21 protein-coding genes are annotated in these 25,901 nt (G+C 63.9%); 10 read left to right on the forward strand and 11 right to left on the reverse strand.

What is annotated here, in order from left to right; genetic code table 11:
- Nucleotides 1–2: 2 nt before the first annotated feature.
- From ABWI03_RS21370 to ABWI03_RS21380, 3 genes are all read right to left on the reverse strand, one after another.
- Entirely contained in the window at nucleotides 3–1,223 is a 1,221-nt protein-coding gene (locus ABWI03_RS21370) for an LCP family protein (RefSeq protein ID WP_298774936.1), read from the reverse strand.
- A 160-nt stretch (nucleotides 1,224–1,383) separates the two neighbouring features.
- A complete protein-coding gene (locus tag ABWI03_RS21375) occupies nucleotides 1,384–2,205 on the reverse strand; it encodes a CPBP family intramembrane glutamic endopeptidase (protein WP_095969462.1) in 822 nt (273 codons plus the stop codon).
- Between the two features lie 10 nt (nucleotides 2,206–2,215).
- Nucleotides 2,216–2,995: a DUF2470 domain-containing protein gene (locus ABWI03_RS21380; RefSeq protein WP_070796761.1), complete on the reverse strand. Its 780-nt coding sequence runs from the start codon at nucleotides 2,993–2,995 to the stop codon at nucleotides 2,216–2,218.
- A gap of 139 nt (nucleotides 2,996–3,134) precedes the next feature.
- On the opposite strand from ABWI03_RS21380, the gene ABWI03_RS21385 reads away from it, so the two are divergent.
- The 3 genes from ABWI03_RS21385 to ABWI03_RS21395 are packed head-to-tail and all read left to right on the forward strand — an operon-like array spanning nucleotide 3,135 to nucleotide 5,384.
- On the forward strand, nucleotides 3,135–3,773 hold the full coding sequence (locus ABWI03_RS21385; RefSeq protein WP_298774478.1) for a hypothetical protein: 639 nt from the start codon (nucleotides 3,135–3,137) through the stop codon (nucleotides 3,771–3,773).
- A gap of 31 nt (nucleotides 3,774–3,804) precedes the next feature.
- Nucleotides 3,805–4,719: a prephenate dehydratase gene (gene pheA, locus ABWI03_RS21390; protein ID WP_095969464.1), complete on the forward strand. Its 915-nt coding sequence runs from the start codon at nucleotides 3,805–3,807 to the stop codon at nucleotides 4,717–4,719.
- Nucleotides 4,716–5,384: a histidine phosphatase family protein gene (locus ABWI03_RS21395; protein WP_042453186.1), complete on the forward strand. Its 669-nt coding sequence runs from the start codon at nucleotides 4,716–4,718 to the stop codon at nucleotides 5,382–5,384. The genes pheA and ABWI03_RS21395 overlap by 4 nt, the downstream gene beginning before the upstream one ends.
- Before the next feature lie 9 nt (nucleotides 5,385–5,393).
- On the opposite strand, the gene ABWI03_RS21400 is transcribed toward ABWI03_RS21395, so the two are convergent.
- From ABWI03_RS21400 to ABWI03_RS21425, 6 genes are all read right to left on the reverse strand, one after another.
- Nucleotides 5,394–7,496 (reverse strand): acyltransferase family protein, encoded by a 2,103-nt coding sequence (locus ABWI03_RS21400; protein ID WP_298774473.1) that lies wholly within the window; start codon nucleotides 7,494–7,496, stop codon nucleotides 5,394–5,396.
- Nucleotides 7,497–7,536: 40 nt separating this feature from the next.
- On the reverse strand, nucleotides 7,537–8,355 hold the full coding sequence (locus tag ABWI03_RS21405; protein WP_298774469.1) for an ESX secretion-associated protein EspG: 819 nt from the start codon (nucleotides 8,353–8,355) through the stop codon (nucleotides 7,537–7,539).
- Nucleotides 8,355–9,608, reverse strand: a complete 1,254-nt coding sequence (locus ABWI03_RS21410; protein WP_298774467.1) for a PPE domain-containing protein — start codon at nucleotides 9,606–9,608, stop codon at nucleotides 8,355–8,357. The genes ABWI03_RS21405 and ABWI03_RS21410 overlap by 1 nt, the downstream gene beginning before the upstream one ends.
- Before the next feature lie 67 nt (nucleotides 9,609–9,675).
- Entirely contained in the window at nucleotides 9,676–9,975 is a 300-nt protein-coding gene (locus ABWI03_RS21415; protein ID WP_095969468.1) for a PE family protein, read from the reverse strand.
- A 134-nt stretch (nucleotides 9,976–10,109) separates the two neighbouring features.
- Complete coding sequence (locus ABWI03_RS21420; protein WP_124566866.1) at nucleotides 10,110–10,460, reverse strand: metallopeptidase family protein; 351 nt, start codon at nucleotides 10,458–10,460, stop codon at nucleotides 10,110–10,112.
- A gap of 3 nt (nucleotides 10,461–10,463) precedes the next feature.
- Nucleotides 10,464–11,570, reverse strand: coding sequence for a septum formation family protein (locus ABWI03_RS21425; RefSeq protein ID WP_003945397.1), 1,107 nt, complete (start codon nucleotides 11,568–11,570; stop codon nucleotides 10,464–10,466).
- 70 nt (nucleotides 11,571–11,640) lie between these two features.
- Between ABWI03_RS21425 and ABWI03_RS21430 the strand changes: the two genes are divergently transcribed.
- From ABWI03_RS21430 to ABWI03_RS21445, 4 genes are all read left to right on the forward strand, one after another.
- A complete protein-coding gene (locus tag ABWI03_RS21430) occupies nucleotides 11,641–12,036 on the forward strand; it encodes an ankyrin repeat domain-containing protein (protein WP_095969677.1) in 396 nt (131 codons plus the stop codon).
- Between the two features lie 65 nt (nucleotides 12,037–12,101).
- Nucleotides 12,102–13,355 (forward strand): serine--tRNA ligase, encoded by a 1,254-nt coding sequence (gene serS, locus ABWI03_RS21435; RefSeq protein ID WP_095969471.1) that lies wholly within the window; start codon nucleotides 12,102–12,104, stop codon nucleotides 13,353–13,355.
- Nucleotides 13,356–14,013: 658 nt separating this feature from the next.
- Nucleotides 14,014–16,935 (forward strand): beta strand repeat-containing protein, encoded by a 2,922-nt coding sequence (locus ABWI03_RS21440; protein ID WP_353798870.1) that lies wholly within the window; start codon nucleotides 14,014–14,016, stop codon nucleotides 16,933–16,935.
- A gap of 249 nt (nucleotides 16,936–17,184) precedes the next feature.
- Complete coding sequence (locus ABWI03_RS21445) at nucleotides 17,185–20,367, forward strand: beta strand repeat-containing protein (protein WP_298776735.1); 3,183 nt, start codon at nucleotides 17,185–17,187, stop codon at nucleotides 20,365–20,367.
- 10 nt (nucleotides 20,368–20,377) lie between these two features.
- Here ABWI03_RS21445 and ABWI03_RS21450 read toward each other — a convergent pair whose 3' ends face one another.
- On the reverse strand, nucleotides 20,378–21,217 hold the full coding sequence (locus tag ABWI03_RS21450) for a hypothetical protein (RefSeq protein ID WP_235171024.1): 840 nt from the start codon (nucleotides 21,215–21,217) through the stop codon (nucleotides 20,378–20,380).
- Nucleotides 21,218–21,310: 93 nt separating this feature from the next.
- On the opposite strand from ABWI03_RS21450, the gene ABWI03_RS21455 reads away from it, so the two are divergent.
- Genes ABWI03_RS21455 through ABWI03_RS21465 form a run of 3 tightly spaced genes read left to right on the forward strand, consistent with a single transcriptional unit; the run spans nucleotide 21,311 to nucleotide 23,679 of the window.
- A complete protein-coding gene (locus ABWI03_RS21455; RefSeq protein WP_298776732.1) occupies nucleotides 21,311–22,066 on the forward strand; it encodes a lysophospholipid acyltransferase family protein in 756 nt (251 codons plus the stop codon).
- Nucleotides 22,067–22,069: 3 nt separating this feature from the next.
- Nucleotides 22,070–22,804, forward strand: coding sequence for a lysophospholipid acyltransferase family protein (locus ABWI03_RS21460; protein WP_095969475.1), 735 nt, complete (start codon nucleotides 22,070–22,072; stop codon nucleotides 22,802–22,804).
- A 53-nt stretch (nucleotides 22,805–22,857) separates the two neighbouring features.
- Nucleotides 22,858–23,679, forward strand: coding sequence for an HAD family hydrolase (locus ABWI03_RS21465; protein WP_095969678.1), 822 nt, complete (start codon nucleotides 22,858–22,860; stop codon nucleotides 23,677–23,679).
- A gap of 37 nt (nucleotides 23,680–23,716) precedes the next feature.
- On the opposite strand, the gene ABWI03_RS21470 is transcribed toward ABWI03_RS21465, so the two are convergent.
- A complete protein-coding gene (locus ABWI03_RS21470) occupies nucleotides 23,717–25,702 on the reverse strand; it encodes an N-acetylmuramoyl-L-alanine amidase (protein ID WP_298776729.1) in 1,986 nt (661 codons plus the stop codon).
- Between the last annotated feature and the right edge of the window lie 199 nt (nucleotides 25,703–25,901).

The raw sequence follows: 25,901 nt of genomic DNA on the forward strand, positions 1-25,901 counted from the left end.
GATCACCCGGTGGTGATCAGATCCTGCGGAATCTGCTGATCGTCGGCCAGGGCGTCGAAGAACTGCGAAGCGCGCGCCGTGTCCCACAACAACACGTTGCCCGACCCGTCCACGTCCTCGAAACCGGCGACCGGAACCGTCGTGGTGGTCATCCCGCCGCGAAGCGCCCAGGCGAGTGAGGCCAGATTCCAGATGTGATCGCCCTCGTCGACCTGCAGGGACTTGGCGGTATCGGAGACGAGCGGCCACAACCGGAACGGATTGAGGAATGTACTCGGACTTGTCGCCTTCGACAGCAACGCCGACATGAACTGGCGCTGGTTGTTCATGCGGTCGAGGTCGGCGAGTGCCGTCGCGCGAGTTCGCACGAACCCGAGTGCGTCCGAACCCTTCAGGTCCTGGCATCCGGCGGGGAGGTTGATCCCGGCCAGCGGATCGTCGATCGGCTGTGCAAGGCACACGTTGACGCCACCGACGGCGTCGACGATGCCGGCGAACCCGCTGAATCCGATCTCGGCGTAGTGGTCGATGCGAAGTCCCGTTGCTTCCTCGACGGTCTGCACCAACAAGGGGGCACCACCGAAAGCGAAGGCGGCGTTGATCTTGTCGGAGCCGTAGCCGGGAATCGGAACGTACGAGTCGCGGGGGATGCTGACCATGGTCGTCTTCCCACTCTTGGGGACGTGGACCAGGATGACCGTGTCAGTGCGCTTGGGGCCGGTGTCGCCGCCCGTCGCGAGAGCTTGCTCCTGCTCGGGGGTGAGCCCCTCACGACTGTCGGAGCCGACGATCAACCAGTTCGTGCCCGGAGTATCGGCGACGCGTCCCGCGTAGTCGGGCAGCGCGTCGATTCGATTGAGCGAACTGTCGACGTAATAGATCGCACCGGCCAGCGCGAGCAGCAACACCAACAACGTGATGCCGATACGTTTACCCCAGCTACGACGCTTACGAGGGCGTCGCTGCTTCGGTGGTTCAGGCGGGCGCGGCGGGGCATTCGGCGGGGTTCGACGCGGCGGCGCGGGTGCGTACTTGGCCTGGCGCTGCGGATCCCGACGGCGGGGGTCGTCCTGGAACGGCTGCGGGCGTTGGGTCGGCGCCCAGTCCTCACGCCTGGGTTGCTGCGGCGCTTGTGGTGGGACCTGTGACCAGGCCTGATTGGCCGGATTCTGCTGCGGTGGACGTCCGTCGCGGCGAATGACCGTCGGCCCCTCCGGCGGCATCGGTGGACGTCGCTGCGGGGGTGGGCCCTGACGGGGTGGATTCTGGCGGGGCGGGTTCTGCCTCGGCGGCATCGGCCCACGCGGAGGTGGCCCTGGCGGCTGGCGCCGCGGAGGGCGCTGAGGATATTCGGAGTCGCCGGTCACCAGTTCACGGTACCGGTCACGGCAGCCAGGAGACGTGATCGCGCAGGAGGGCGTAACCGATGAACGCCACCATGTCGATGAGCGCGTGGGCGATGATCAGCGGCCACAGCTTGCCGGTGCGCTGCCAGTATCGACCGAACACGAGCCCCATGATCACGTTTCCGACACCGCCGCCGAAGCCCTGATAGAGGTGATAACTGCCCCGCAGAAGTGACGACGCGAGCAGTGACTTGTTCTCGCTCCAGCCGAGTGTCCGGAGGCGAGTGATCAGGTAGGCGACAACCAGTACCTCTTCGGCGCCGGAGTTCGCGATCGCGGACAGTACGAGGATCGGAACCCGCCACCAGTGGTCGTCGAGCGCGCTGGCCTGGACGGTGAGATTGACGCTGAGCGCCTGAGCGACGAGGTAGAACAGCAGACCGGGGAGACCGATCACGGCGGCCAAGCCGAATCCCGGAGCTATGTCGCGCCCGAATCGAGGTTTGGGAGTCAAGCCAGCGGCACGTGGACCGATCCCCGAGCGCCACAGCAGATAGAGTCCCAGCGCTGCCCACGCGAGAAGCTTTGCGACGCCCAGTAATTGGCGCGCCAGGTCGATCCAGTCGATGGCAGCCCGCGACGGGTTGAGCGCAACAGTCTGATCCGAGAGCGCAACCGGCGTCGCCAAGGATTCGGCGAGCGAGAGGATTCCGGACAATCCGCTGAGCCCGAAGGTGACCAGCAGAACGATGGTGATCTCGATCCGAATTCCGCGTCTGGCGGCGGGATCGAGTTCCGGGCCGGTTCGAACGGGAGACGGCGGCCGTAACCAGGTGCGGACGGTTTCGCGGGCATTCACCCGCGCAACGCTAGCCGTTTGCAGCGCCTCCCGATCGGAGGCCGTTGAGGAAAGGGCACCCGACCAGCATGCGGATGGCGCGGCTCAGCGCGGGAGCGTCGTCGACGGGGTTGGCGAACGGCATCCACACGTCGCGGTCACCGGTGTGATCCTCGACCCGCAGGCGCAGTCCGTAGCGGTCGATGCCGAGTGGGCGAACGCGTCCTGTGCGCATGTACGGGGGAAGTTTGCGCACGAGCAGGTCCACGAGATCGCGGTGGTCTTCGTCGAGATGCTGCAGCCACGCCGTCTCCATTTCCCAGAAGGGGTCGGGGCTGGCGTTCAGCAGTTCGTCCACGGCGACAGGTTCTGCCCCTGTCGAGTCTGCGACAACGGCCGAGGCCAGGCTCAGGCGAAGGAGAACCGAGGTGTGGCCGATGTCGAGGAGACCCGGGTGGGGGTGCTCGGACGCGACGTCGTCGGCGAGGACACGCGCCTCGTAGTCGGGCACGGCGTGCAACGAGCCGCGAAGCCACACGAGGGAGCGCACGGGCTCACGCAGTCGCAGTGGTGCGTGATCGGTGATCTCGAGGACGGCAGGCAAGCCGCCGCCACCCGAGTTCCAGGCCAGGGCCGCAGCTGCGGAGGCATGAGGGACTGCAACGACGACGTCACCGTTCGAACGCAGGTGATGCACCGACGTGGCGGTGGGATCGCTGCCTTCGATGGCGAGAACTGCGTCCTGTGCGCGCACACAGGCGCTGCGGACGCGTTCAGCGGTGGACGGGCCGGTGCTGGTCTTCGTTGCCATGCTGCCCCCTTGGCGGGTGTTCTCTCGAACTCCATCGGATGATGAGGTAACCCTAACCTAAGGTGCTTCGGTGTGAATCGCAAGACTTTTGCGCAACTCGCGTGGAATCCGTCGACTTCGCCGGGGTTACGGTTTGTCTGTGGCCATTCCTCTCTCACTCGGGCTGCCCGCCCCGAGAAACTCGCGCGGACTCCTCGAAGCACTCTTTCCCCCGGTCGTGCCGGCGTCCGCCCTGATCGGTGCCGAAGCGGCCGGCCGGGTCGTCGTCCGCCTCGATATCGATCCGGAAGAACTGCGCGCGGACACGGATGCGTCGTACGAGGCCGTCCGTTTCGACGTCGACGTCACCACCGACCAGATCGACGACGCGATCGCGCTACGTCTGCCCGCTCCGCTCGCGGTGTACGTCGACGGCGGCGAAGAGGATCTGACGCCGGCCGAAGCGGCGCTGCGCCTGTGTGAAGGTGGACGGATCCCCGGACTCGCCGCCGGTCGTACGCCCACCGAAGTGGCTGATTTCCTGGCGGTACTCGCGCACGAGTCCGTCGGTTTCGTAGCCCGCGCGGCTGACGGCGACGAGGTGATCGCTCTGCTGTGTGGCACCGTCGCTGCACTGCGCGGCGACGACGTGCGCGCTGCGATGGTCGATCCGAAGCCGGAAAAACTTGCCGCCCTGATCCCCGAAGCCGCGTCGGCCATGCGCGAGGTGCTGCTCACGATCGAGGTCGCGGATCTGCCGGCGGTGGAAACGGCCTTGCGTGCCGCGGGTTTGCAGTGACCGGCGTGGGTCGGTGCGTAATCTTTTAGGCGTGCCAAGAATCGCGTATTTCGGTCCGTCGGGAACGTTCACGGAGATAGCTCTCGCCCAGTTGGAGGCTGAGGGCGCGTTCGGCGAAACCGTCGAGCGAGTACCGGCAGGCAGTCCGCCGGCGACTCTCGACATGGTTCGGGACGGCTCCGTGGACGGGGCCGTGGTTCCCTTCGAGAACTCGGTGGAAGGCGGCGTCGCTCCGACGCTCGATTCACTGGCTCTCGGTTCGCCCCTGCAGATCGTTGCCGAAACCGACCTGGACGTGAGCTTCTCGATTCTGGTTCGGGCCGGGACCACCGCCGATCAGGTCCGGACGATCGGGGCCTACCCGCATGCGGGTGCGCAGGTCCGCGGCTGGATTTCCGAGAACCTGCCCCAGGCCGAGGTGGTGTTGGCCTCGTCCAACGCCGGTGCAGCGCTGGATGTGCAGGCCGGAACCGTCGACGCCGGTGTGTCCACGGCTTTGGCAGGTCAGATGCTCGGACTCGACAGCCTGGCGGACAACGTCGCAGACGTGGGCGGCGCCCGCACACGTTTCGTGCTGGTCACCAAGCCGGCCCCGGTTCCGGCACGGACCGGTGCCGATCGCACCGCGTTGGTGCTTCACCTGGACAACGCTCCCGGCTCCCTGGTGCGCGCACTCTCCGAATTCGCCGCTCGCGGTATCGATCTGACTCGGATCGAATCACGTCCGATGCGAACGGAATTGGGCACCTACCGGTTCTTCGTGGACTGCGTCGGACACGTCGAGGACTCGCTGGTGGCCGAGGCGATGCGTGCGCTGCATCGTAAATCCGGAGTCCGCTTCCTGGGGTCGTGGGCGACAGCGAATTCGACCGGGCCACAACCTCCTTCGGACGAAGAAGCGATTCGGTGGATCGACGAACTCAAGCATGGAGGGGGAGAACGATGACCGGAAGGCTCATCCTCGTTCGGCACGGTCAGACGGAGGCGAACGTCGCCAAACGCCTCGACACCGCCCTACCCGGAGCAAAGCTCACGCCGGAAGGATTGGCGCAGGCCGAGACGTTGGGCATCGGCCTGGCTTCGGCGCCGCCGCTGGCACTCGTATCGTCCTTGGCATTGCGCGCCCGGCAGACAGCAGGTTTCGTGGAGCAAGCCGCCGGCGTATCCCTGGACGTGCGGGACGGATTGCACGAGGTCCAGGCCGGTGACCTCGAGGATCGCACCGACGAGGCCGCGCACCGACTGTTCATGGAGACGTTCCATCACTGGCACACCGGCAACCTCGGCGCCCGCATTCCCGGCGGTGAAACGGGATACGACGTCCTGGAGCGGTACGTCCCCGTCGTCAATGCGTTGCGGGAAGAATTTCTCGAAGGCTCACGCGACGGCGGCGACATCGTCGTGGTGAGTCATGGTGCTGCGATCCGTCTTGTCGCCGCCCAACTTGCCGGTGTCCCCGGTCTGTTCGCCGCCAACAACCACTTGGCCAACACCGAGACCGTCGAACTGTTGCCTTCGGTCGACGGCGGTTGGGAGTGCCTGCGTTGGGGAACCGTCAACCCGCCGTTCGAGCACCGGCTCATCCCCGGTGCCGACGACGTGATGGGCTGACGGCCGGCTTCACCACCAGCCGGTCTGGACGCTCAGTTGGCGCCCGAGTTCAGCGGACAGCGTGCTCACGTAGCTGGCTGTCAGGTGGTGGGAATCGTGATACACCAACACATTTCCCTCCACGACCCGGCACAGCTCCGGCCCACACACGCCGTCGCTGAGGTCGAGTAGACGGACGTTGGTCAGATCGGCAATTGCAGACGGCGCCGGATTGACGTCGCTGAGCATTTCGGACCGTGGCATCGCGCAGTGATCGGGTGACGTGGTTGTCGCCAGACAGTCGATCGCGCGATAGGCGACGCCGTCGTGGTGCAGCCAGGGGGTATCGCGGATGGCGAGTACGTCGATACCGTCGCGCCCCAGTTCCTGCCACACGTGCACGTACGACTCGGGCGTCACGTCGCCAGGGCCGTCGGAACTCGGCCTGGTTGCCGTCGTGAACACGAAATCGGGTGAGGCGTCGGCCAACTCGGTCAGCACGCCACGGGACCAGTCGACGCAATCCGGATAGTCGTTGTCCGACAACGTCTGCATGGAGTCGACAGTGAGCGGGCAGCCCATCTTCAGATACGTGTCGACGCGGAACCCGTGGCTCTTGCCGAGTTCGTCGAGCGCGGTGAGCCAGTGCTCGGAGTGCGAACCACCTGCGAGCGCGATGGTTCTGTCCGCGTCGGTGTCGCCGTAGGTGCAGTGGACGACGTCCCGCTCGAGAAAATCGGCGATACAGCCGTCGAGCGTACTGGCCGGAAGGTCCAGTGGCGCATCGAAGATCGAGGGAACCATCGACGCCTTGGGCACCTCGGCACCGTCGGTGAGCGCGAGTGCGCCGGGATGGGTCGAGAGGTCGAGGGTATCGACCGCTCGCTGGCCCGTCGTCTGACTGCTCGCGTACGACTGCCAGGCAACCGAAGCGGCGAGGACCACGGCAGCAGTGACGACGCAAGCCAGGACGGTGTACCGGCGCGAGCGGCCTCCACGTTCCACCGGAACCTCGATCAGGCGCCGGAGTGCAAGCGCCCCGGCGACGGAGAGAGCGATGATCAGTGCCCCGCCGAGCGGGCCGGCTTCGGGGCGTCCGGTGATCACGAGTGCAAACACCAGAATCGGCCAGTGAATCAGGTACAGCGCGAACGCGAACGAGCCGAGCCACGTCAGGGCAGGATGGGCAAGCGTCTTCGACGTCCAGGGTGTGTCGTCGCCGACTCCGGACAGGATCAGCGCAAGAGTGGCCAGCACCGGTACCAGCGCCCACGGGCCGGGGAACTGCTGGGCACCGTCGAGCACTATGCCGCACAACAGGATCGACGAAAGACCCGCCCAGCCGATCGTCGCTCTGACCGAGAACGGCAGGGATGCGATCTGCCGACTGCGCGTGCTGGTCATCAGAACGGCCAGCAGACCACCGAGGGCCAATTCCCACAACCTGGCACCGGAGTCGTAGTACGCCCAGGCTTGGTGACGGGAAGATTTGGCGAGTGCGTAGAGAAAAGATCCTGCGGTCAGAATCAGAAGGGTGACCGCGAGTGACGGGCGGAAATAGTTGGGATTCACGCGTGAAGCCAGGTAAGCGATCACGGAGACGAGTGCGATGGCCAAGAGGTAGAACTGACCTTGCACGGCCATCGACCACAGGTGCTGCAGGGGAGTGACCGAGCCGTCGGCGGCCAGGTAGTCGCTTGCGGTGCTGGCGAGCTGCCAGTTCTGGAAGAACCCGAGCACCGCGATCAGTTGATCACCCAGATCGGCCCAGCGTGTGCGTGGCAGCAGCAACGCGGTTCCCAGTGCGGTCAAAATGCTGACCACCGCGATCAGGGGGAACAGCCGCAGAAATACCCGCCGCAGCGCCGGTAGCGGATTCAGTGAACCCCCGGCTTCGGCGCGACGAACCAATGAGCCGACGAAGAAGTATCCGGACAGAACCAGGAAGACGTCCACCCCGCCCGATACCCGTCCGAACCACACGTGGAACACGACCACCAAACCGATGGCGAGGCCACGCAGTCCGTTCAGGTCTTGTCGGTGCGGTGTTGTTGCCCGCTCTTCAGCCGGCCGGTCGATAGTGGCGACCGAGCCTTGTTCGCCCGGTGACGACGGTTGACGCGAGAACTGCATGCTGAAGAAAGGCTCCGGGCGTTGAAGGGACGCCCCGAGGTTACCTGGAAGGCTCCCGAGTAGATTCCTCGAGTTCGGTAACCAGTGCATTCACGGCTTGTCGCAGGCGATGGGGTGTTCCGGAACTGATGGACGTCCATTCGGTGCCGTCGGCAGCCCGAGTGGTCGAACCTACGAGTCGGCCGGCCAACGTGTCGTACACAGTCACTGCGCCGGTCATGAGCGTCGTCGCTCCCAAACTGTGTGGTATTCCGACCAATTCGGCGAAGGTGGTACAGGTGACGATGGCACTACCCAGTTGGCGCGCGTCGTCTTCGGGTATCCCAGCGTTGATCAAGGCCGAGGTCACGCTGTCTGCATCCGGGGCGGCACCGAATGCCAGGCTGAGCATCTCGGTCGGTGCGTTGATCACGGCAATCGGCATTGCTTCGGTGCTGCCGAGCGCGGTGACAACGGGTGACGCAGGTTCGGCGGTGACACTCCGTAACGCGAACGATGATTCGTTTGAAGTTGCTTCGACACAAAGGAATTCGCCCTGCGCGACGCAGAGGCGTGAAATTCTTCCACCGGCATGCCGACGCAGAGCCAACTCCCACTTGGGGTGGGTCAGGACGCGCAGGCGGGCACTGAGTTCGTGATGGATCTCCCCGCCGGGGAGGAGATCGCGCTCGGAGAGCGAATCTGCCGCGGACTGCATCGCCGTACGGTGAGCGCTCGCACTGCCGTGAACCGTCGCGCCACCGAGGACCACGGGAAGCGCATCGAGCCCGAGTCGCTCACGTACATAATCGATTTCGTTCTGTGACAGGGCGACGACAGGCAAATTCCACCCATCAGGTGAGGTGCCGAGGTCCACCATCAACGCTCTGCAGTTTCGAGTGCGCCACCGATCACGGACGGGATGACTGTTCGGCCGTCGGCGAAGTGCTCGAAGTGCTTCAGGTAATCGGGTGTGTCGTACTCGGTCTCGTCTTCAGGCTGGACCGTATGACGGCCGCCGGCGATCGGCGCAGATCCGCCAGCGGTTCGGGCCGGATCCACCTTGACGGTATCCGCGGTGCCCTGAACCGGCGAGGTCACGGGGTTCTGGCGTGCGGCGCTCTGGCCGGTAGAGGGATCAGGAAGAGCATGCCGACCGGTGCTGCTGCTCGACGACGAGCCCGCGATTGCTCCGGCTCCGGTAGCCGCGGAAGCTGCGCTGACCTGTGCCGGTGCCCGGCTTGCCGACGGGGTGCCGAACAGCGATGGTGTGGAAGCACCGAGTCTCGCGCCGCCGAGGCCTGCGCCGCCCAGTCCGGTGAGCCCTGCTCCGGCCGTCGCGAGGGCTGAGGCGGCAGTGGTGGCGCTCGTGACGGCGGCGGTCGTGGCACTGACAGCGGCCGACGCTCCACCGGAGATGGCACCGGCCTGTGAGGCAGCGGCGGCAAATACCGGGTTGGACACTACGGATGCGACAGCAGCGGTTGCGGCGCGCACGGGATCCGCAACTGCGTCAGCGAGCGTTGATGCCGTTTGCACGACGGACTGTTGTGCGGCGCGCCCTGGGCTTTGGGCCGAAGCGGATGCCCCAGCTGTGGGTTCCGCGATGGACGGTGGTGAGTCGAAGTTCTGCTGCACGGCCAGATGGGCAGTTGCGGCGTCGTACGTTTCCATCGTGACCGCCGCTCGAATCTTGAGAGCTTCTTCGGCAGCCTCGGCGGCAGCGGCACCGCCGACCAGGGCACCGCCGACGGAGTACGCCGCGACCTTGGCTGCTTGAACTGCCGCGATCTCCGCCAAGGACGGCATGGCCAGGGTCGCGACGGTGTAGGAACCGGACTGCACTTGGGCTTTACCTGCGGTTTCTCCCGCGAGCAGCGCGGCAGCGGCAGCCCATTCCTGGAACGGTGCGAACTTGCTCAGTGCGGCATCCGCGGCTTCGCCTGACCACCCGGTGCGAAGGTCCGCCATCACGCGAGAGATGGACGCTGCGGTGTCGGTCAGTCCGGACGAAACCGTGGACCAGGCCCCGGCCGCCACGCCGAGAGGGACCGGCCCGGCCCCGGCGACCAGTGCTGCGGAGTTGGGTGCTGCGCCCCGTGGATACCAGATGACGCCGGTGATGCCGACCATTGTTCTTCCCCCCAGGAAGTGTGACTGTTGTGTCGCGCTCGAAGGTGTCGCGTTCGATTTCTGTCGATCAGATCGGTGCGGCGGCCAGGCTGGTCTTTGTGAGCTGGTCTTCGAGTTCGTAGGCAGCTGCATTCTTGCGCAGAGCGGCCGCAGCAGCGGTGAGCTCCTCGATTGCCCGATCGGTGGACGAGGCAAGGCTGCCCGAGATGGTGTTGAAATAATTGGCCGCGCTACCGGACACTTCTTCGGATCCCGCTGGGAGAACGCGTAGCGTCGGCTGCGCAGTAGAGACGATTCCGCGCAATCGCGTCGCCGCAGACTCGAGTTCCATTGCGGCGGCAACTAGGGCTTGAGGGTCGACGTACATAGTGTCGAACTCCTTCCTGACCAGGGCGGATAAGTGGTCGGGAGGTCGTGCACACAGCCGTCGAAATCCCCCCGCACATAGTTTGATGCATACCGGCCGCTTTCGGTTCCCCCCGAAATCGGACGACTTTGCGATCAGCCCCAGCCGAGTTCGTGCAACCTGTCTTCTTCGATTCCGAAGTAATGCGCGATCTCGTGGATGACGGTCACTGCAACCTCGTGAACAACCTCGTCCTCCGATGCGCAGATGTCGAGTATCGAATCGCGGTAAATGGTGACCGTGTCCGGCAGGTACCCGCCGTAGTGAGAATCGCGCTCGGTCAGGGCGACGCCCTGATACAACCCGAGCAGCCCCGGTTCTTCCTCGTCACGTGCTTCGACAAGCACCACGACGTTGTCGATGGCCTTGGCAAGTTCAGGCGGAATCAGATCGAGTGCTTCGCCGACCAGTTCCTCGAACCGGTCGGGCGTCATAGTCACCGTCATGGCTTACGACGGGGGAGCTGCGCCGGGCAACGGCGTCGGCAACGACCGACCTTCCGGTGCAGCGGGTGGCGGGACCGGGGCGGCGCCGTTGATCAGGATGTCGCCCTTTGCGCTTCCGGTGATCGCGGCGAACCCGCCGGTTTCGACCTCTTTGCCGATCGAACAATTGACGCGACGGCTACCGGCCAACCAGCTTTCCAAAGATATGTTGTCCCAGAACAGCGTCAGCGTCTTGTCGCGAAGTGCGTCTGCGGAACCCAGGTACTCGTTGGACGCCTGAGTGCAGACGCCCTCGAGGTAACGGTCCTGATCTTCGACCGACGGCATTGCGCCCGGGAATTGAGTGCCGAGGTCGATAACCGAAATGACCTCGTATGCATGGGGTTTCGCGCAGTCGACCGGATCGGTCGGTAGGTTCTGGTTGATGCCGATGCACGTGCCGACGTCCCACACGTTCGACTGGTCCTGGTCCGCCACGCGGCCCACGAACGGTTGAAGTTCGCCGGTTGTTGTCGAGAACTGCAAGCCGCAACGCAGTGCGCGCTCGCCCGAAGCCCAACCCGATTCGCTCGGGAACATCAGGCCGACGCTGAACTTGCCCTTGGGATCGAACTTCGAATCGAGGTAGGACATGACGATGGGTGTGCAGTGCTCGTCGCGGAGTTCGGCGAATCGAAGGGCGCCCGGGTACCGGGAACCGGGGCCGAACTCGGCGCCGGGGAAGACCGACAGGTCGAGTGGTCCGGCTACCTCGAAGCGGTGTTCAGTTCCGCACTGAACCTTCGACATGTCCGTGCGGTCTCCGCCCGACTCGGTCGCAGGCGTCCAGTTGAGGCAGTCGCCGGCGGCCGCCGCGGTGAAGGCGTCGTCGCGAGTGGATCCCGTCGCTGCTGGACCGCCACCACTGACACTGACCGAGGACGAGTCGTCCTTGTTCAATCCACCGGAAATCGCGATCGTTGCGATCGCGGCGACCACCGCACCTACCGCCACAGCAGCCAGGACCCGACGGGTGCGACTCGCTGAGACAGTTTTCTTCGCCGGCGTCCCCTGGGGATCTGCCGGATCTGGCGACTTCTCGATCTTGTCTTCGGACATCGATTCCATCATGCCTGTTGCCGTGGCGATATCGAACCTTCACTACAAAACTCACAAACGCGTCTGTGAGTATTTTGTAGTCATGAGCGAAAACACCCCACTCGATCCCGAGGCTGTCGAGCTGGCGGGCCGGCTCTTCGACATGGCACGAACCGGCGACGCGGCCGGCTTGGCGTCGTACGTCGATGCCGGAGTTCCCGTCAATCTGACCAACGAGAGTGGCGACACGCTCGTCATGTTGGCGGCGTACCACGGTCACGCTGACGCCGTCATTGCCTTGATCGAGCGCGGTGCCGACGTCAACCGGCCCAACGACAAGAACCAGACACCCCTCGCCGGAGCCGTCTTCAAGGGCGAGGACGCGGTGGTGAAAGCGCTGGTGAGCGGGGGAGCCGACCCGAAAGGTGGACACCCGACTGCCGTCGACGCGGCTCGGATGTTCGGACGCGAGGACTACCTGAGTCTGCTCGAATCGTGATCTCCCCCTCTCCGACGTGGACGTGACCGTCGGCGAGCTGCGGTGAGTGGGTAAAGTTCGAAGTCGTGATTGACCTCAAGTTTCTCCGTGAGAACCCCGAAATCGTCCGCGAGTCGCAGCGCACCCGTGGAGAAGATCCAGGACTGGTCGATGCTCTGCTCGAAGCCGATGCGTCCCGACGCGCTGCCGTCCTGACCGGAGACAACCTCCGCGCAGAGCAGAAGGCCTTCGGCAAGAAGGTCGGCCAGGCATCTCCGGAGGAGCGCCCCGCGCTGCTCGAGGGTTCCAAGGAACTGGCAGCCAAGGTCAAGGAAGCCGAGGCCGCGCAGCACGAAGCGCAGGCCGCGCTCGACGCCGCACACCGCGCGATTTCCAACGTCGTACAAGAAGGCGCGCCGGCCGGAGGCGAGGACGACTACATCGTGCTCGAACACGTCGGGGAGATTCCGAGCTTCGACTTCGAGCCGAAGGATCACCTCGAGCTGGGTGAGTCGCTCGGCCTGATCGACATGGAACGCGGCGCCAAGGTTTCGGGTTCGCGCTTCTACTTCATGACCGGCTACGGAGCCATGCTCCAGCTCGGACTGCTGCAGTTGGCGGCGCAGAAGGCGATCGCCAACGGATTCACGATGATGATTCCGCCGGTACTCGTACGCCCGGAAATCATGGCGGGTACCGGCTTCCTCGGTGCTCACTCGGACGAGATCTACCACTTGCAGGATGACGACCTGTACCTCGTCGGAACTTCCGAGGTGCCCATGGCCGGCTACCACTCGGGCGAGATCCTCGAGCTGAACGAAGGCCCGAAGCGCTACGCCGGTTGGTCCTCGTGCTTCCGCCGCGAGGCCGGCAGCTACGGCAAGGACACCCGCGGCATCATCCGTGTCCATCAGTTCGACAAGGTCGAGATGTTCACGTACTGCCGTCCAGAGGATGCCGACGCCGAACACCAGCGTCTGCTCGGCTGGGAGCGAGACATGTTGGCCGCCATCGACGTTCCGTACCGCGTGATCGACGTCGCCGGCGGAGATCTCGGTTCTTCGGCCGCGCGTAAGTTCGACTGCGAGGCGTGGGTTCCGACGCAGGGCACCTACCGTGAGCTGACATCGACGTCCAACTGCACGACCTTCCAGGCCCGTCGCCTCGGAGTTCGGTACCGCGACGAGAACGGCAAGCCGCAGACGGCCGCTACTCTCAACGGCACCCTGGCCACGACGCGCTGGATCGTGTCGATTCTCGAGAACCATCAGCAGGCCGACGGCTCGGTGCGAGTGCCCGAGGCATTGGTGCCGTTTGTCGGCACGGATGTGCTTCGCTGACACACTGAACAAACACAATCAGGGCCGCGGCGGACTCCGTCGCGGCCCTGATTCGTACTTTCGTACTGGTAGGTTTGGAACTTTTTCCGAACTGACGGAAAATCAACTTTTTCCCGCGGATGGGCGTGGTGGCCACCAAAAGCGTTGTCGATAGGCCGCTTTGGCGGTAGTTTTGCGTTCAATCGGGTTTCCATACCCTGCTTTTCCATCCCGCGTCTGGTGATACGAGGGTGAGTCCGGGGTGAATTGGACAAGTGTCTTGCCAAAAGTAGTACGCGTACTAGTTTTTTCGTTATGTTGTGACGGCGCGCACACGTTTTGTCCGAATCCACTGCTCATGTTTGCCCTTCCGAAGGAAGTGCCCATGCCCCAAATCTCTCAGTTGCGGCGATTCGCCGTGCCCATAACCGGAACCGCCATGGTCGCCGGGATGCTGCTGGTCGGCACGCCCGCGTCCGCGGCTCCCGTTACGACGACCTTTCAGACTGCGTGTCAGGCGAAGTCCGTGCTCACCGTCGACAAGATGACGACCAGTTCCGTTACAGTTGATGCTCCCCAAACAGTCTCTCCCGGAGAAACATTCACCTTCCGGATGCAGACAAATGCATCCTCTTATCCAAACTCTGATTCAGGTGCGACGACGACCAACCTGTCGCGCTTGAAGAACGATTTCACGCTGCCGGGCAACGCGACCTTCGTCAGCGCGACAATCGTCGCGGGGACTTCGTTCAACCTCGATGGTGTTGCGCCCTCTGTCATTCGAATCAGTGATGCGGGTGTCGAGGATGCAAATGGTCCTTACCTGCGAATTTCAGGTAGTAATCAGGTGGTTGGGAATGGTGCTGCCAACAGCACCAACAGCGAGGGCGGTATCCGCGCTCCCAAAACCAAGAAGAACTTGGACGGCAGCACAAACAGCAACGGCGACAGTTGGTTCAGGTTGCCCGCGATAGACGTGACTATGGTCGCAGGCGCATCGGGCGTAATTCAACCGACAATTCGAACGGCTGGTACTGCCGCCAACTACGGCGACGACAAGAATTTCAATACTCAGCTGGCTCGCGCCAGTTTCCTTGGTGGCACACAATGGGCGCCGACCAGGTGCAGCCCGCGCGATGCAAAGGGAAATGCGAACCTGAACGCGGGCGCGGGTCCGCTCGCGACAATCAGCATTGCTTCGGCTCCGGTCGATGTCGAGACCACGACGTCGCTCTCGGTTCCGGCGACGGCGATCACGGGCAGTGCGGTTGATCTGACGGCTACCGTTGCTCCGAACAATGCGGTGGGCACGGTGCAGTTCAAGTCGAACGGCACGGCTATCGGTTCCCCTGTCACGGTGACTGGCGGTGTTGCGACGTTGAGCCATGCGTTCGATGTTGCTGGTGCGCAGAGTGTTACCGCTGATTTCACCGCTGGCGCTGGCTTTGTGAGTTCGTCGGCGGCAGCTCAGACGGTGACGGTGTCCGATCCGGCTCCGGTGGACGTGGAGACCACGACGTCGCTCTCGGTTCCGGCGACTGCCATCACGGGCAGTGCGGTTGATCTGACGGCTACCGTTGCTCCGAACAATGCGGTCGGTACGGTGCAGTTCAAGTCGAACGGCACGGCTATCGGTTCCCCTGTCACGGTGACTGGCGGTGTTGCGACGTTGAGCCATGCGTTCGATGTTGCTGGTGCGCAGAGTGTTACCGCTGACTTCACCGCCGGTGCAGGTTTCGTGAGTTCGTCGGCGGCGGCTCAGACGGTGACGGTGTCCGATCCGGCTCCGGTGGATGTGGTGACAACGACGGCGTTGTCGGTTCCCGCGACGGCGGTCACGGGTACTGCGGTTGATCTGACCGCGACGGTTGCTCCGAGCAACGCCGTCGGCACTGTGCAGTTCAAGTCGAACGGTGCGGCGATCGGTTCCCCGGTTGCAGTCTCCGCGGGTGTTGCGACATTGAACTACTCGTTTGATGTTGCGGGTGCGCAGAGTGTTACGGCTGACTTCACCGCTGGCGCTGGGTTTGTGAGTTCGTCGGCGGCGGCTCAGACGGTGACGGTCTCTGATCCGGCTCCGGTGGATGTGGAGACGACGACGTCGTTGTCGGTTCCCGCGACGGCGATCACGGGTACTGCGGTTGATCTGACGGCGACGGTTGCTCCGAACAATGCGGTGGGCACGGTGCAGTTCAAGTCGAATGGTGTTGCGATCGGTTCTCCGGTGACAGTCTCCTCGGGTGTTGCGACTCTGTCGCATTCCTTCGATGTTGCTGGCGCGCAGAGCGTTACGGCTGACTTCACCGCTGGCGCTGGGTTTGTGAGTTCGTCGGCGTCGGCGCAGACGGTGACGGTGTCCGATCCGGCTCCGGTGGACGTGGAGACCACGACGTCGCTGTCGGTTCCCGCGACGGCAATCACGGGTACGGCGGTTGATCTGACGGCGACAGTTGCTCCGAACAACGCTGTCGGTACGGTGCAGTTCAAGTCGAATGGTGTTGCGATCGGCACTCCGGTGACCGTTTCCGGTGGGACGGCGACTCTGTCGCATTCCTTCGATGTTGCTGGCGCGCAGAGCGTTACGGCTGACTTCACCGCTGGCGCTGGGTTTGTGAGTTCGTCGGCGGCGGCTCAGACGGTGACGGTGTCCGATCCGGCTCCGGTGGACGTGGAGACCACGACGTCGCTGTCGGTTCCCGCGACGGCAATCACGGGTACGGCGGTTGATCTGACCGCTACCGTGGCTCCGAACAATGCGGTCGGTACGGTGCAGTTCAAGTCGAATGGTGTTGCGATCGGCACTCCGGTGACCGTTTCCGGTGGGACGGCGACTCTGTCGCATTCCTTCGATGTTGCTGGTGCTCAGAGTGTTACGGCTGACTTCACCGCTGGCGCTGGCTTTGTGAGTTCGTCGGCGTCGGCGCAGACGGTGACGGTCTCCGATCCGACTCCGGTCGACAAAGCGACGAAGACGGTTCTGAGCGTTCAGGGTGAAGCCAAGGTCGGACTCCCCGTCGATCTCTTCGCGACAGTGTCCGAAGATCCCTCGGACGCTCTGGTGCCATCCGGCGGAACGGTCCAGTTCAAGATCGGTGGAGTCGATCAGGGCGCCCCGGTCGCGGTTGTGGACGGAGTTGCCAAGCTCCCGCACGTGTTCGGAGCTGAAGGCACCTTTGCAGTCACGGCTGTATTCAGTGGATCCGGTGTGTTCACGTCGTCCACTGCGGAATCCGTCGACGTCAATGTCACCGTTCCGACTCCGTCGGATGTCGAGAGTTCCACGTCGTTGACGGCTCCGTCTTCGGCAAAGGTCGGCACGTCGGTGCAGATGAAGGCTGTGGTCAGTTCTTCCGGCGCGACGTCGGGAACCGTCCAGTTCTTCGACGGAACGACTCCGATCGGTGCTGCCGTCGATGTTGTCGGTGGGCAGGCTGTGTTGAGCCACACCTTCACCACGACGGGCAACCATTCGATCACCGCGGTCTACAGCGGAGCCCAGGGCGTTACGGGTTCCACGTCGACTGCGTCGGTTGTGAACGTCGGTAACGGGGGCGGTGACTTCGGTTCGCTCGGATCGTTGTCGCTGCCGTTCGGTTCCTGATTCTCCGATGACGTGATGCCCCTTGCGCCCACGGGTGCAAGGGGCATCGCTCTTCGCGAATCGATGATTGGTCGTTAGCGGAACTACCGGCAATTCGCGAATATTTGTCTGAAATTACTGATACAAGTACTACTTTTGACGGGTACTGTACGAGCGTCCAGCTCCATTCCGATTCCGCCCTGTTCGAGTGACCTCCTTCCGTGCGGTTCCCGATCCACGTCTGTTGCTAGCTGAGGAGAGTTCGTGTTGGTGAGAAGAAGTTCCGCGGTTGTGGTGGCGGCGTTGGTCGGTGGCGTGCTGGTGGCCGGTGGTGTTGCTTCGGCAGCTCCGACGTCATCTCCCGCAGTGGAGAACTCGATCGGGTTCAAGCTGGGTTGCGATGGTTATGAACACCTGGCTGTTGATATTGCGGATGTGTTTCATTCGACGGGTGTGACGGTGTCGGCTCCGGAGAAGGTGGTGGCGGGGTCGACGTTCACCTATCGCGTTCAGCCGAATGTGATGTCGGTGCCGACGGGTGGGCACGCGGGCCGCAGCGTCGGTAAGTGGACGCGACTCAAGTACGACTTCGATATACCTGCAGGGGTGTCGTTGGTGGACGCTCAGGTTGTCGCGGGTACGTCGTCGAATTTGTCCGGTGTGACTCCGTCGGTGATTCGGATCAACGATGGCGGTTCGCCGGATGGCACGGGTACGCATCTGCGTATTTCGGGGAACAATCAGACTGCTGACTCAAACAACAAGGGTGGCAACGGCCCGAGCACGAGCAAGAACAGTGACGGTGGAATCGAGGTAGGGGCGGGGAAGACCTTCCGGCTGCCCGCGATCGACGTGACGGTTGTCGCCGGTGTCGCTGGTAGTACGGTGCAGCCGAAGTTGCGTGTCACTGATGGTGATTCGGGTGCGTTCAATTCGCCGAAGAATGCGTTCACGTTCTTGCAGTACGAGACCCTGTGGCCAGGGTACTGGGAGCGGTACAACTGCTCTCCGCGCGATTCGAGTGGTGGTGGGTTGAATGCGGGCGGTCAGGCGTTGGCCACCGTCAACGTCGTCGCGCAAGCCGGGACCACGACTGCAGTGACGTCCGGCGGGTCGGCAACGATCGGTCAATCGACGGATTTGGTTGCGCAGGTCTCCCCGGCACCGACAGGCGGCACCGTTCAGTTCAAGGACGGCGGGACTGACATCGGCGCCCCCGTGGCCGTCGTCAATGGCGTTGCCGCACTGCCTCATACATTCACTGCGGCGGGAGATCACTCCATCACCGCTGTGTACGACGGAGTTCTCGAGTTCCTGACCTCCACGTCGGCGGCGCACACAGTCAGTGTGGCTGCTGCCGATGTGCAGACGACCACGTCGCTCACGGTGCCGAGCAGCGCGGTCGAGCAGACCTCGGTCGCGCTGACCGCAAACATTGCACCGGCAGCCGAAGGTGGAACGGTCCAGTTCAAGGACGGTGGCGTGGACATCGGCGGATCCATCGCGGTGACTGCCGGAGCAGCGACCCTGGATCATACGTTCACCACGACGGGAACACACTCGATCACCGCGGTCTATTCCGGCACTGCAGGTTTCGGCGGTTCGAGTTCTCAGGCTCAGTCCATTGAGATCTCGAGCTCAGCGCAGAGCACAACCACGACGCTTCAGGTTCCGGCTACGGCAGTTACGGGTAGTGCGGTTGATCTGACGGCGACAGTGGCTCCCTCGAATGCTGTGGGTTCGGTGCAGTTCAAGTCGAATGGTGTTGCGATCGGTTCTCCGGTGACGGTTTCCGGTGGGACCGCGACTCTGTCGCACACCTTCGATGCTGCTGGTGCGCAGAGTGTTACCGCTGATTTCACCGCTGGTGCGGGGTTTGTCAGTTCGTCGGCGTCGGCTCAGACGGTGACGGTCTCTGATCCGGCTCCGGTGGATGTGGAGACGACGACGTCGTTGTCGGTTCCGGCTACGGCGATCACGGGTACGGCGGTTGATCTGACGGCGGCGGTTGCTCCGAACAATGCGGTCGGTACGGTGCAGTTCAAGTCGAATGGTGTTGCGATCGGTTCACCGGTGACAGTCTCCTCGGGTGTTGCGACGCTGTCGCATACCTTCGATGCTGCTGGTGCGCAGAGTGTTACCGCTGACTTCACCGCTGGCGCTGGGTTTGTCAGTTCGTCGGCATCTGCTCAGACGGTGACGGTCTCTGATCCGGCTCCGGTGGATGTCGAGACCACGACGTCGATTTCGGTTCCGGCTACGGCGATCACGGGCAGCGCGGTTGATCTGACGGCGACGGTTGCTCCGAACAACGCTGTCGGTACGGTGCAGTTCAAGTCGAACGGCACGGCTATCGGTTCCCCTGTCACGGTGACTGGCGGCGTTGCGACATTGAGCCATGCGTTCGATGTTGCTGGTGCTCAGAGTGTTACCGCTGATTTCACGGCTGGCGCTGGGTTTGTGAGTTCGTCGGCATCTGCTCAGACGGTGACGGTTTCCGATCCGGCTCCGGTGGATGTCGAGACGACGACGTCGCTGTCGGTTCCGGCGACGGCGGTCACGGGTACTGCGGTTAACCTGACGGCCACCGTGGCTCCCTCCAATGCTGTGGGTTCGATGCAGTTCAAGTCGAACGGTGCGGCGATCGGTTCTCCGGTGACGGTTTCCGGTGGGACCGCGACTCTGTCGCATTCCTTCGATGCTGCTGGTGCTCAGAGCATCACCGCGGACTTCACCGCTGGCTCCGGATTCAAGAACTCGGTTGCGAGTGCGAAGTCCATTCAGGTCAGTGTTTCCGATCAGGAATCCGTAGTCGAACTGAATATCCCCACTGACGCCAAAACTGGTGTGGCGACCGACTTGTGGGCCACCGTCCGCACTTCGTCGGATGACGCTGTCGGTGTCGGTACCGTGCAGTTCTACGACGGTGGCGTCGCAATCGGCGGTCCTGAAGCGGTGACGGCCGGAGTCGCTGGTCTATCGCATACGTTTACCTCCGCCGGAGCGCACAGCATCACGGCGGTGTACTCGGGTGGAACCGGCGTAGTCGGGTCCTCGGCTCCGGCCCGGACGGTGAACGTTACGGACCCTGCACCTTCGGATGTCACCACAGAGACTGTGGTGACGGTGCCTACCGATGCCGTCGTGAACAAGTCGGTGACCCTGTCGGCGACCGTAACCTCGGTGCAGAACGGTGGAACTGTGCAGTTCATGGATGGGGATACACCGATCGGTGACGCTGTGGCAGTGGTCAACGGGATTGCGGCGCTCAACCACACCTTCACCACCACTGGTGCGCACTCGATCTCGGCAATCTTCAGTGGCGCAACCGGATTCACGGGCTCGACCTCGACGGCCCAGGCAATTCAGATCAAGGCCGCAACCGGCGGTGGCACGGGCAGCCTCGGTTCAGGCAGCGCTGGTTCGAGCGATTTCCTTCCGTTCGGTTCCTGACCGGAACAGTTCAGGTCGCGGCCCCGAGGCAATAACCCTCGGGGCCGATCGACAGAGTGAACTGCATCGAGCGTGAGTTACCCGTCCCGTCGGTGACGGGCAGCGTGACACGGACGTAGTCGCCTCGAACCGGAGTGACTGTTGCAGCGTCGGCGTCGAAGGACTTGATACCGGCCAGCTGATTCGGATCGAGCTTGAGTGGCGGCTGGCCGGTGGCGCCCGTGCCGTCCGGATCCCACGGGCTGTTGCCTGGGCAGATCAGCGGATAGAACGTCTCGACGTCACGGGTGTTGACCGGCCTCCCCGTTGCGCGCGAGAGAAACCTGACGACGGCGTGGGAAGCGTCGGCCGCGGTGTAGAAGTTTGATTGCCCCGCAGGGAAGACGAACGGGCAGGCATAGCCGGAAGCGATCTCCGAGCGTTTGGCGGCGACGGAGAGTCCGCCGCCGCTCCAGGTGACCGCGTACTGGCCGTCGACACCTGGCGCGGCGATGGCCGTCAAGATGGCGGGCACGTCCGAGTATCGGTCGGCGATCGTCGTGGGCGGCATGGTCCAGCATGCGTTCGTGAGCGCGTCGACGTCCAAAGACACCAGGTCCGTCGCCCAGGCCGCCAGCGCCGGCGCAGCAGCCGGATTGCCGGGCACGTCACCAACCGGAGGTGGCGCGACCGGCGCGGCGGGCGCAGTGGTGGTCGTGGGCGTGAGAGTGGTTGTCGTCGTGGTTTCAGTCGTCGGCGGAGACGGTTCGTCCGTCAGGATTCCCGTCCGTCCGTCGTCCTCACATGCGGTTATCGCCAACGTCATGGCGAGTGCGACTGCCCCCACTGCCGCTCGTCCTGCCGACTTCATTCGTTCGTACGCCCCTTTTGCGACATTCTGACCAACATCCACCCCATAACTGCTGCGGGTCAGATCACGGATTCCCGTCTACGCTAGCGAACTGTGGATCCCGTTTACAGAACAGTCATCGGCATCGCCCGTACCGTCTTCGCTTTCGAGGGCCTGAAGTTCTCCGTCAAGGGAGAGCAGAACATCCCGGTGTCCGGTGGCGCCGTGATCGCGATCAACCACACCGGATACATGGACTTCACGTATGCGGGACTGCCGGCGCGGACCCCCAAGCGCTACATCCGGTTCATGGCGAAGAAGGAAGTCTTCGACAACAAGATTTCCGGACCGATCATGCGGGCCCTCAAGCACATCCCGGTCGATCGCGGGGCAGGCGCCGACTCCTACAAGGCCGCCGTCGATTTCCTGAAACGCGGCGAATTGGTGGGCGTGTACCCCGAAGCCACGATCAGTCGGAGCTTCGAGATCAAGGAATTCAAGTCCGGCGCCGCTCGGATGGCGATCGAGGCCGGAGTGCCGATCGTTCCCGTCGTCATCTGGGGCGCTCAGCGAGTCTGGACGAAGGGCTATCCGAAGCGTTTGGGCCGCACCAACACTCCGATCTCCATCGCCGTCGGCGAGCCGATCGCGCCTTTCGAACCGGCGAGTGAGCTGACGGCGAAGCTGCGGTCGACGATGCAGGAGTTGCTACTCGATCTGCAGAAGAGCTACGACCATCCGGCCGGCGAGTACTGGGTGCCTGCCCGCCTCGGTGGCAGCGCGCCGACGCTCGAGCAGGCCGACAAGATGGATGCCGACGAGGCTGAGGCGAAAGCCAAAGCACGCGAGGCACGGAAGTCCGAAGGCTGACCCATGTCCTTCGAACCCGTTTACACCGCCGTCGAGGTAGTCGCGCGTGGTCTGAGCGGTTTCCAGGGCGTGAAAGTCACCCGCACCGGGACGGAGCACGTCCCGGTGTCCGGCGGTGCCGTCATCGCGATCAACCACACGAGCTACCTCGATTTCATCCCGGCGGCTCTGGCGGTTGGGACCGCAAAACGCAAGCTCAGGGTGATGGCCAAGGCTGAGCTTGCGGACAACAAGGTACTCGGCTTCCTCATGCGTGGATGCGGCGTCATCGAAGTCGATCGCTCTGCCGGAGCGCAGGCGTATCGAGCCGGAGTCGACGCCCTCGAGCGCGGCGAATTGGTTGGCGTCTACCCGGAAGCGACGATCAGCCGGAGCTTCGAGATCAAGGAAATGAAATCCGGCGCAGCTCGGATGGCCATCGACGCCGGCGTGCCGATCATTCCGCTGATCGTCTGGGGCGCCCAGCGGATCGTCACCAAGGGCGGACCGAAGAATCTGGGCCGCAATCATTTCCCGATCTCGGTGGAGGTGGGTGCACCGATCGATCCGGTCGAACCAGCCGAAGCGCTGAGCGAGATCCTGCGCATCGAGATGGATGCGATCCTGCGCCACGTTCAGGACGGGTTCGTGCACGAGCCCGGTGCGTACTGGGTGCCTCGTCGACTCGGCGGTGGCGCGCCGACACCCGAGGAAGCCGCAGCCATGGACGCACAGGAACGCGCGAAGCGGGCGCGCTGAGCGAGACCGTCGTAGCCGACAGGCACAATGGCGGTGTGAGCCCAGACCGTCGTATCAGCCCTGACCGCCCGACCTTGGTCGCCTCCGACGTCGACGGGACCCTCATCGATCACGACGAGTTGGTCAGCGCCCGCACCCGCGCCGCCGTGCATGCCGTCGTCGAATCCGGCACGCCGTTCCTGCTGGCAACCGGGCGTCCTCCGCGATGGATTTCGCCCGTCGTCGAAGGTTTGGGATACGCGCCACTTGCCGTCTGCGCCAACGGAGCCGTTGTCTACGACAGTTACGCCGACCGCGTCCTCAGCGCCGCGACCTTGTCTGTCGACGCACTCACCGAGCTCTCCGAGCTGGCTCTGGTCGCGCTCCCCGGGGCGGGGCTGGCCGCGGAACGGGTGGGGGAGAGCGCACACGATGCCGCCACTCCACAGTTCGTCAGCTCACCGGATTACGAACACGCCTGGCTCAACCCGGACAACACCGAGATGTCCGAGGACGAAGTGCTCGCAGCGCCGGCCGTCAAACTCCTGATTCGCCGCCCGGGCATGACCAGCACGGCAATGTACGACGCTCTTGCTCCGCACGTCGGTGCACTCGCCGACATGACGTACTCCACCGAGAACGGACTGATCGAACTCTCGGCACCGGGAATCACGAAGGCGTCGGGGCTGGTTGCCGCGGCGGAAAGGTTCGGCTTCGACCTGTCGGGTCTGGTGGCCTTCGGGGACATGCCCAACGACATCCCGATGCTGGGCTTGGCGCGGCTCGGCGTGGCCATGGGTAACGCTCACCCCGAAGCCAAAGCCGCAGCCGACGAGGTCACCGACGCCAATTCGGAGAACGGGGTCGCAAAAGTCCTCGAGCGCTGGTGGTCGTAGAACCCACCAGCGCCCGAGGACGTGTACTGCTCGAGCGTCAGCCGACAGGCGCGCTGTTGGCCATTTCCTGGGCAAAGGTCTCGTTGTAGGTCTTGAGGACCTTCGTGACCATGCCGGTGATCTGGTTGAAGATCAGCGAACCGTTCTCGAAGTCACTGCGCAAGCCGTCCGGGATCGAGTACTCGTCCGAGATCGGCAATCCGAGTTCACCCGCGTCGGAACCGAAGCTCTGCCACGACTTGAAGATCTCGCCGAGCACGGTGAACACTCCGCCGTTCGGTGAGGTGTAGACAGCACCGTTCTGGAACAGCGCACCCTGGTTGCCGAGCTTCGCCTGCAGAATTCCGGACAGAGCCTGGCCGAGGCGGCCGATTTCGCCACCTTCGGCGATCCACTTCTGCGCGAGCGGTGAATTGTCGGTGATCTGCAGAATCTGGGTGACCAGATCCGGGATCGACGAACCGGTGCCACCGGTGACCGTGTCGACCGGAGTGGTCGGCTTGGGCGCAGGCGTCGACGGATTGGAGGGGTTCGAGGGGTTCAACGTTCCCCCGATATTCGCGGCCGCGATGTTCCGGATGTCGTTCATGTGTGCGTACGCGGCATCACCCGGGCAAGCGGTGTTTCCGACGTCGCGGTGCGCGAAGATGATCGGCAGGTCGACTGCTGCGCCCTGCGGGTACGGCGTGAACTCGGTGCCCTCGGAGTACATCGTCGTTCGGCCCTTCGGGTCGAGGCCGGCCATGCCGAGCTTCCATCCGAGGAACTTGCCGACGGAGTTCAGCGTCGCCTGCGAAGGCTCGACGGTGGAGTAGTCGCCCATCATCGCGATACCGGTGGTGTTCTCGTTGAAGCCGCCGGCGTGTGCACCCTGAACTGCCTTGTCGAGTCCGCCTGCGCGGCCTTCGAAGGTCTGACCGTACTTGTCGACGAGGACGTTGTATCCGACGTCGCACCAGCCGAGAGTCTGTGCGTGGTAGGCGTAGATCGAGCGGACGATTCCGGCCGATTCGGCCTTCGTGTAGTTGTTGCTACCTGCGGTGTGGTGAACGGTCGCGCCACCGATGAAGTCGTCGTACGTGGGGGAGTCGCAGCGAAGTGACTCGTCAGCTCCCCACTGTGCGCGGGTGATGACGGAAGGCCCGCTGCCGCCGAGCGGCGCTGCGACGGCCTGCAGATTGCTGTCTGCCTCGCTGGCACCCGGATCGATCAACACGGCGGTGACGGCGTCTGCTGCCGTCGTCGCCTGGCGAAGCGGCTTGGACACCGAAGCTGGGGTGTATCCGAGTTCGCCGGTGGCTGCGGGGGCTTCAGCAGGCACCGGTGCTTCAGCAGGTGCAGGTGCTTCGGCGGGCGCTTCAGCAGGTGCGGGGGCGGGGACAGCTTCCGGCGCGGGAGCCGCGACGCCCTGCGGGGTGAGGATCTGGATGGACTTGGTGGCGCCGACGAAGACGGGTTCGGTGGCGGTACCGGTGTTGGTGGCCTGATCCGAACTGGCGGAGTCGATGGCGTCAGGGGTGAACCACGGGCCCCAGGTGCCGTCTTCGGCCAGGGCGCGGACCTTGGACTGCGCCGAGGCGATCGTGTCCGAGGTCAACGCGACCATGCTGAACGGAGTGTCGCGGGTGACTTCCTTGACCACTGCGCCTGGCTCTTCCTCGGAAGGAACCGGAGCGGTTTCGGTCGGGGCACCGGGGGCAGCGGGTGCCGGGAAGAGTTCGGTCGGCAACGTGATCCCTGGCGGAAGCGGAATTTCGGTCGGGAGCTTGAGGTTTCTGAGATCGCCCAGGTTGATGTCGGGCAGATCGAGACCGGTCAGCTCCTTGACCGGGATGATGATGTCGGGCACCGACGCGAGGAGCACCTCTGCGATCTGGGTCGGCACTGCTACTGACGTCGTCTCGTTCGCGGAACGTACATCGGACGTAGTGCTCGTGAGGCCGTAGACCGCAAAAGGACTTGCGACAGCCACTGCGGCTACAGCCCCGAGTACGAGCGAGGGCTTCGGTCGACGGTGTGGCAAGGGATTACTCCTCGGTTGTAGTTACTTGCGAGCGAACTTCAGGGCCGATGACGGCCGTGAACGGAATCCTTCAAAACCGGATCCGAGCAGGTCGGATGCCATGTTCTGGGGTTGAACTCCAGTTTTCGGACGCGTACGTCTGCAACTCGTGATGCTGGTGTGACTCGTGTGACTGGTGTTGCTAACTCCAAACACTCTT

The organism is Rhodococcus baikonurensis, assembly GCF_040489275.1.
Classification (GTDB): domain Bacteria; phylum Actinomycetota; class Actinomycetes; order Mycobacteriales; family Mycobacteriaceae; genus Rhodococcus_F; species Rhodococcus_F baikonurensis.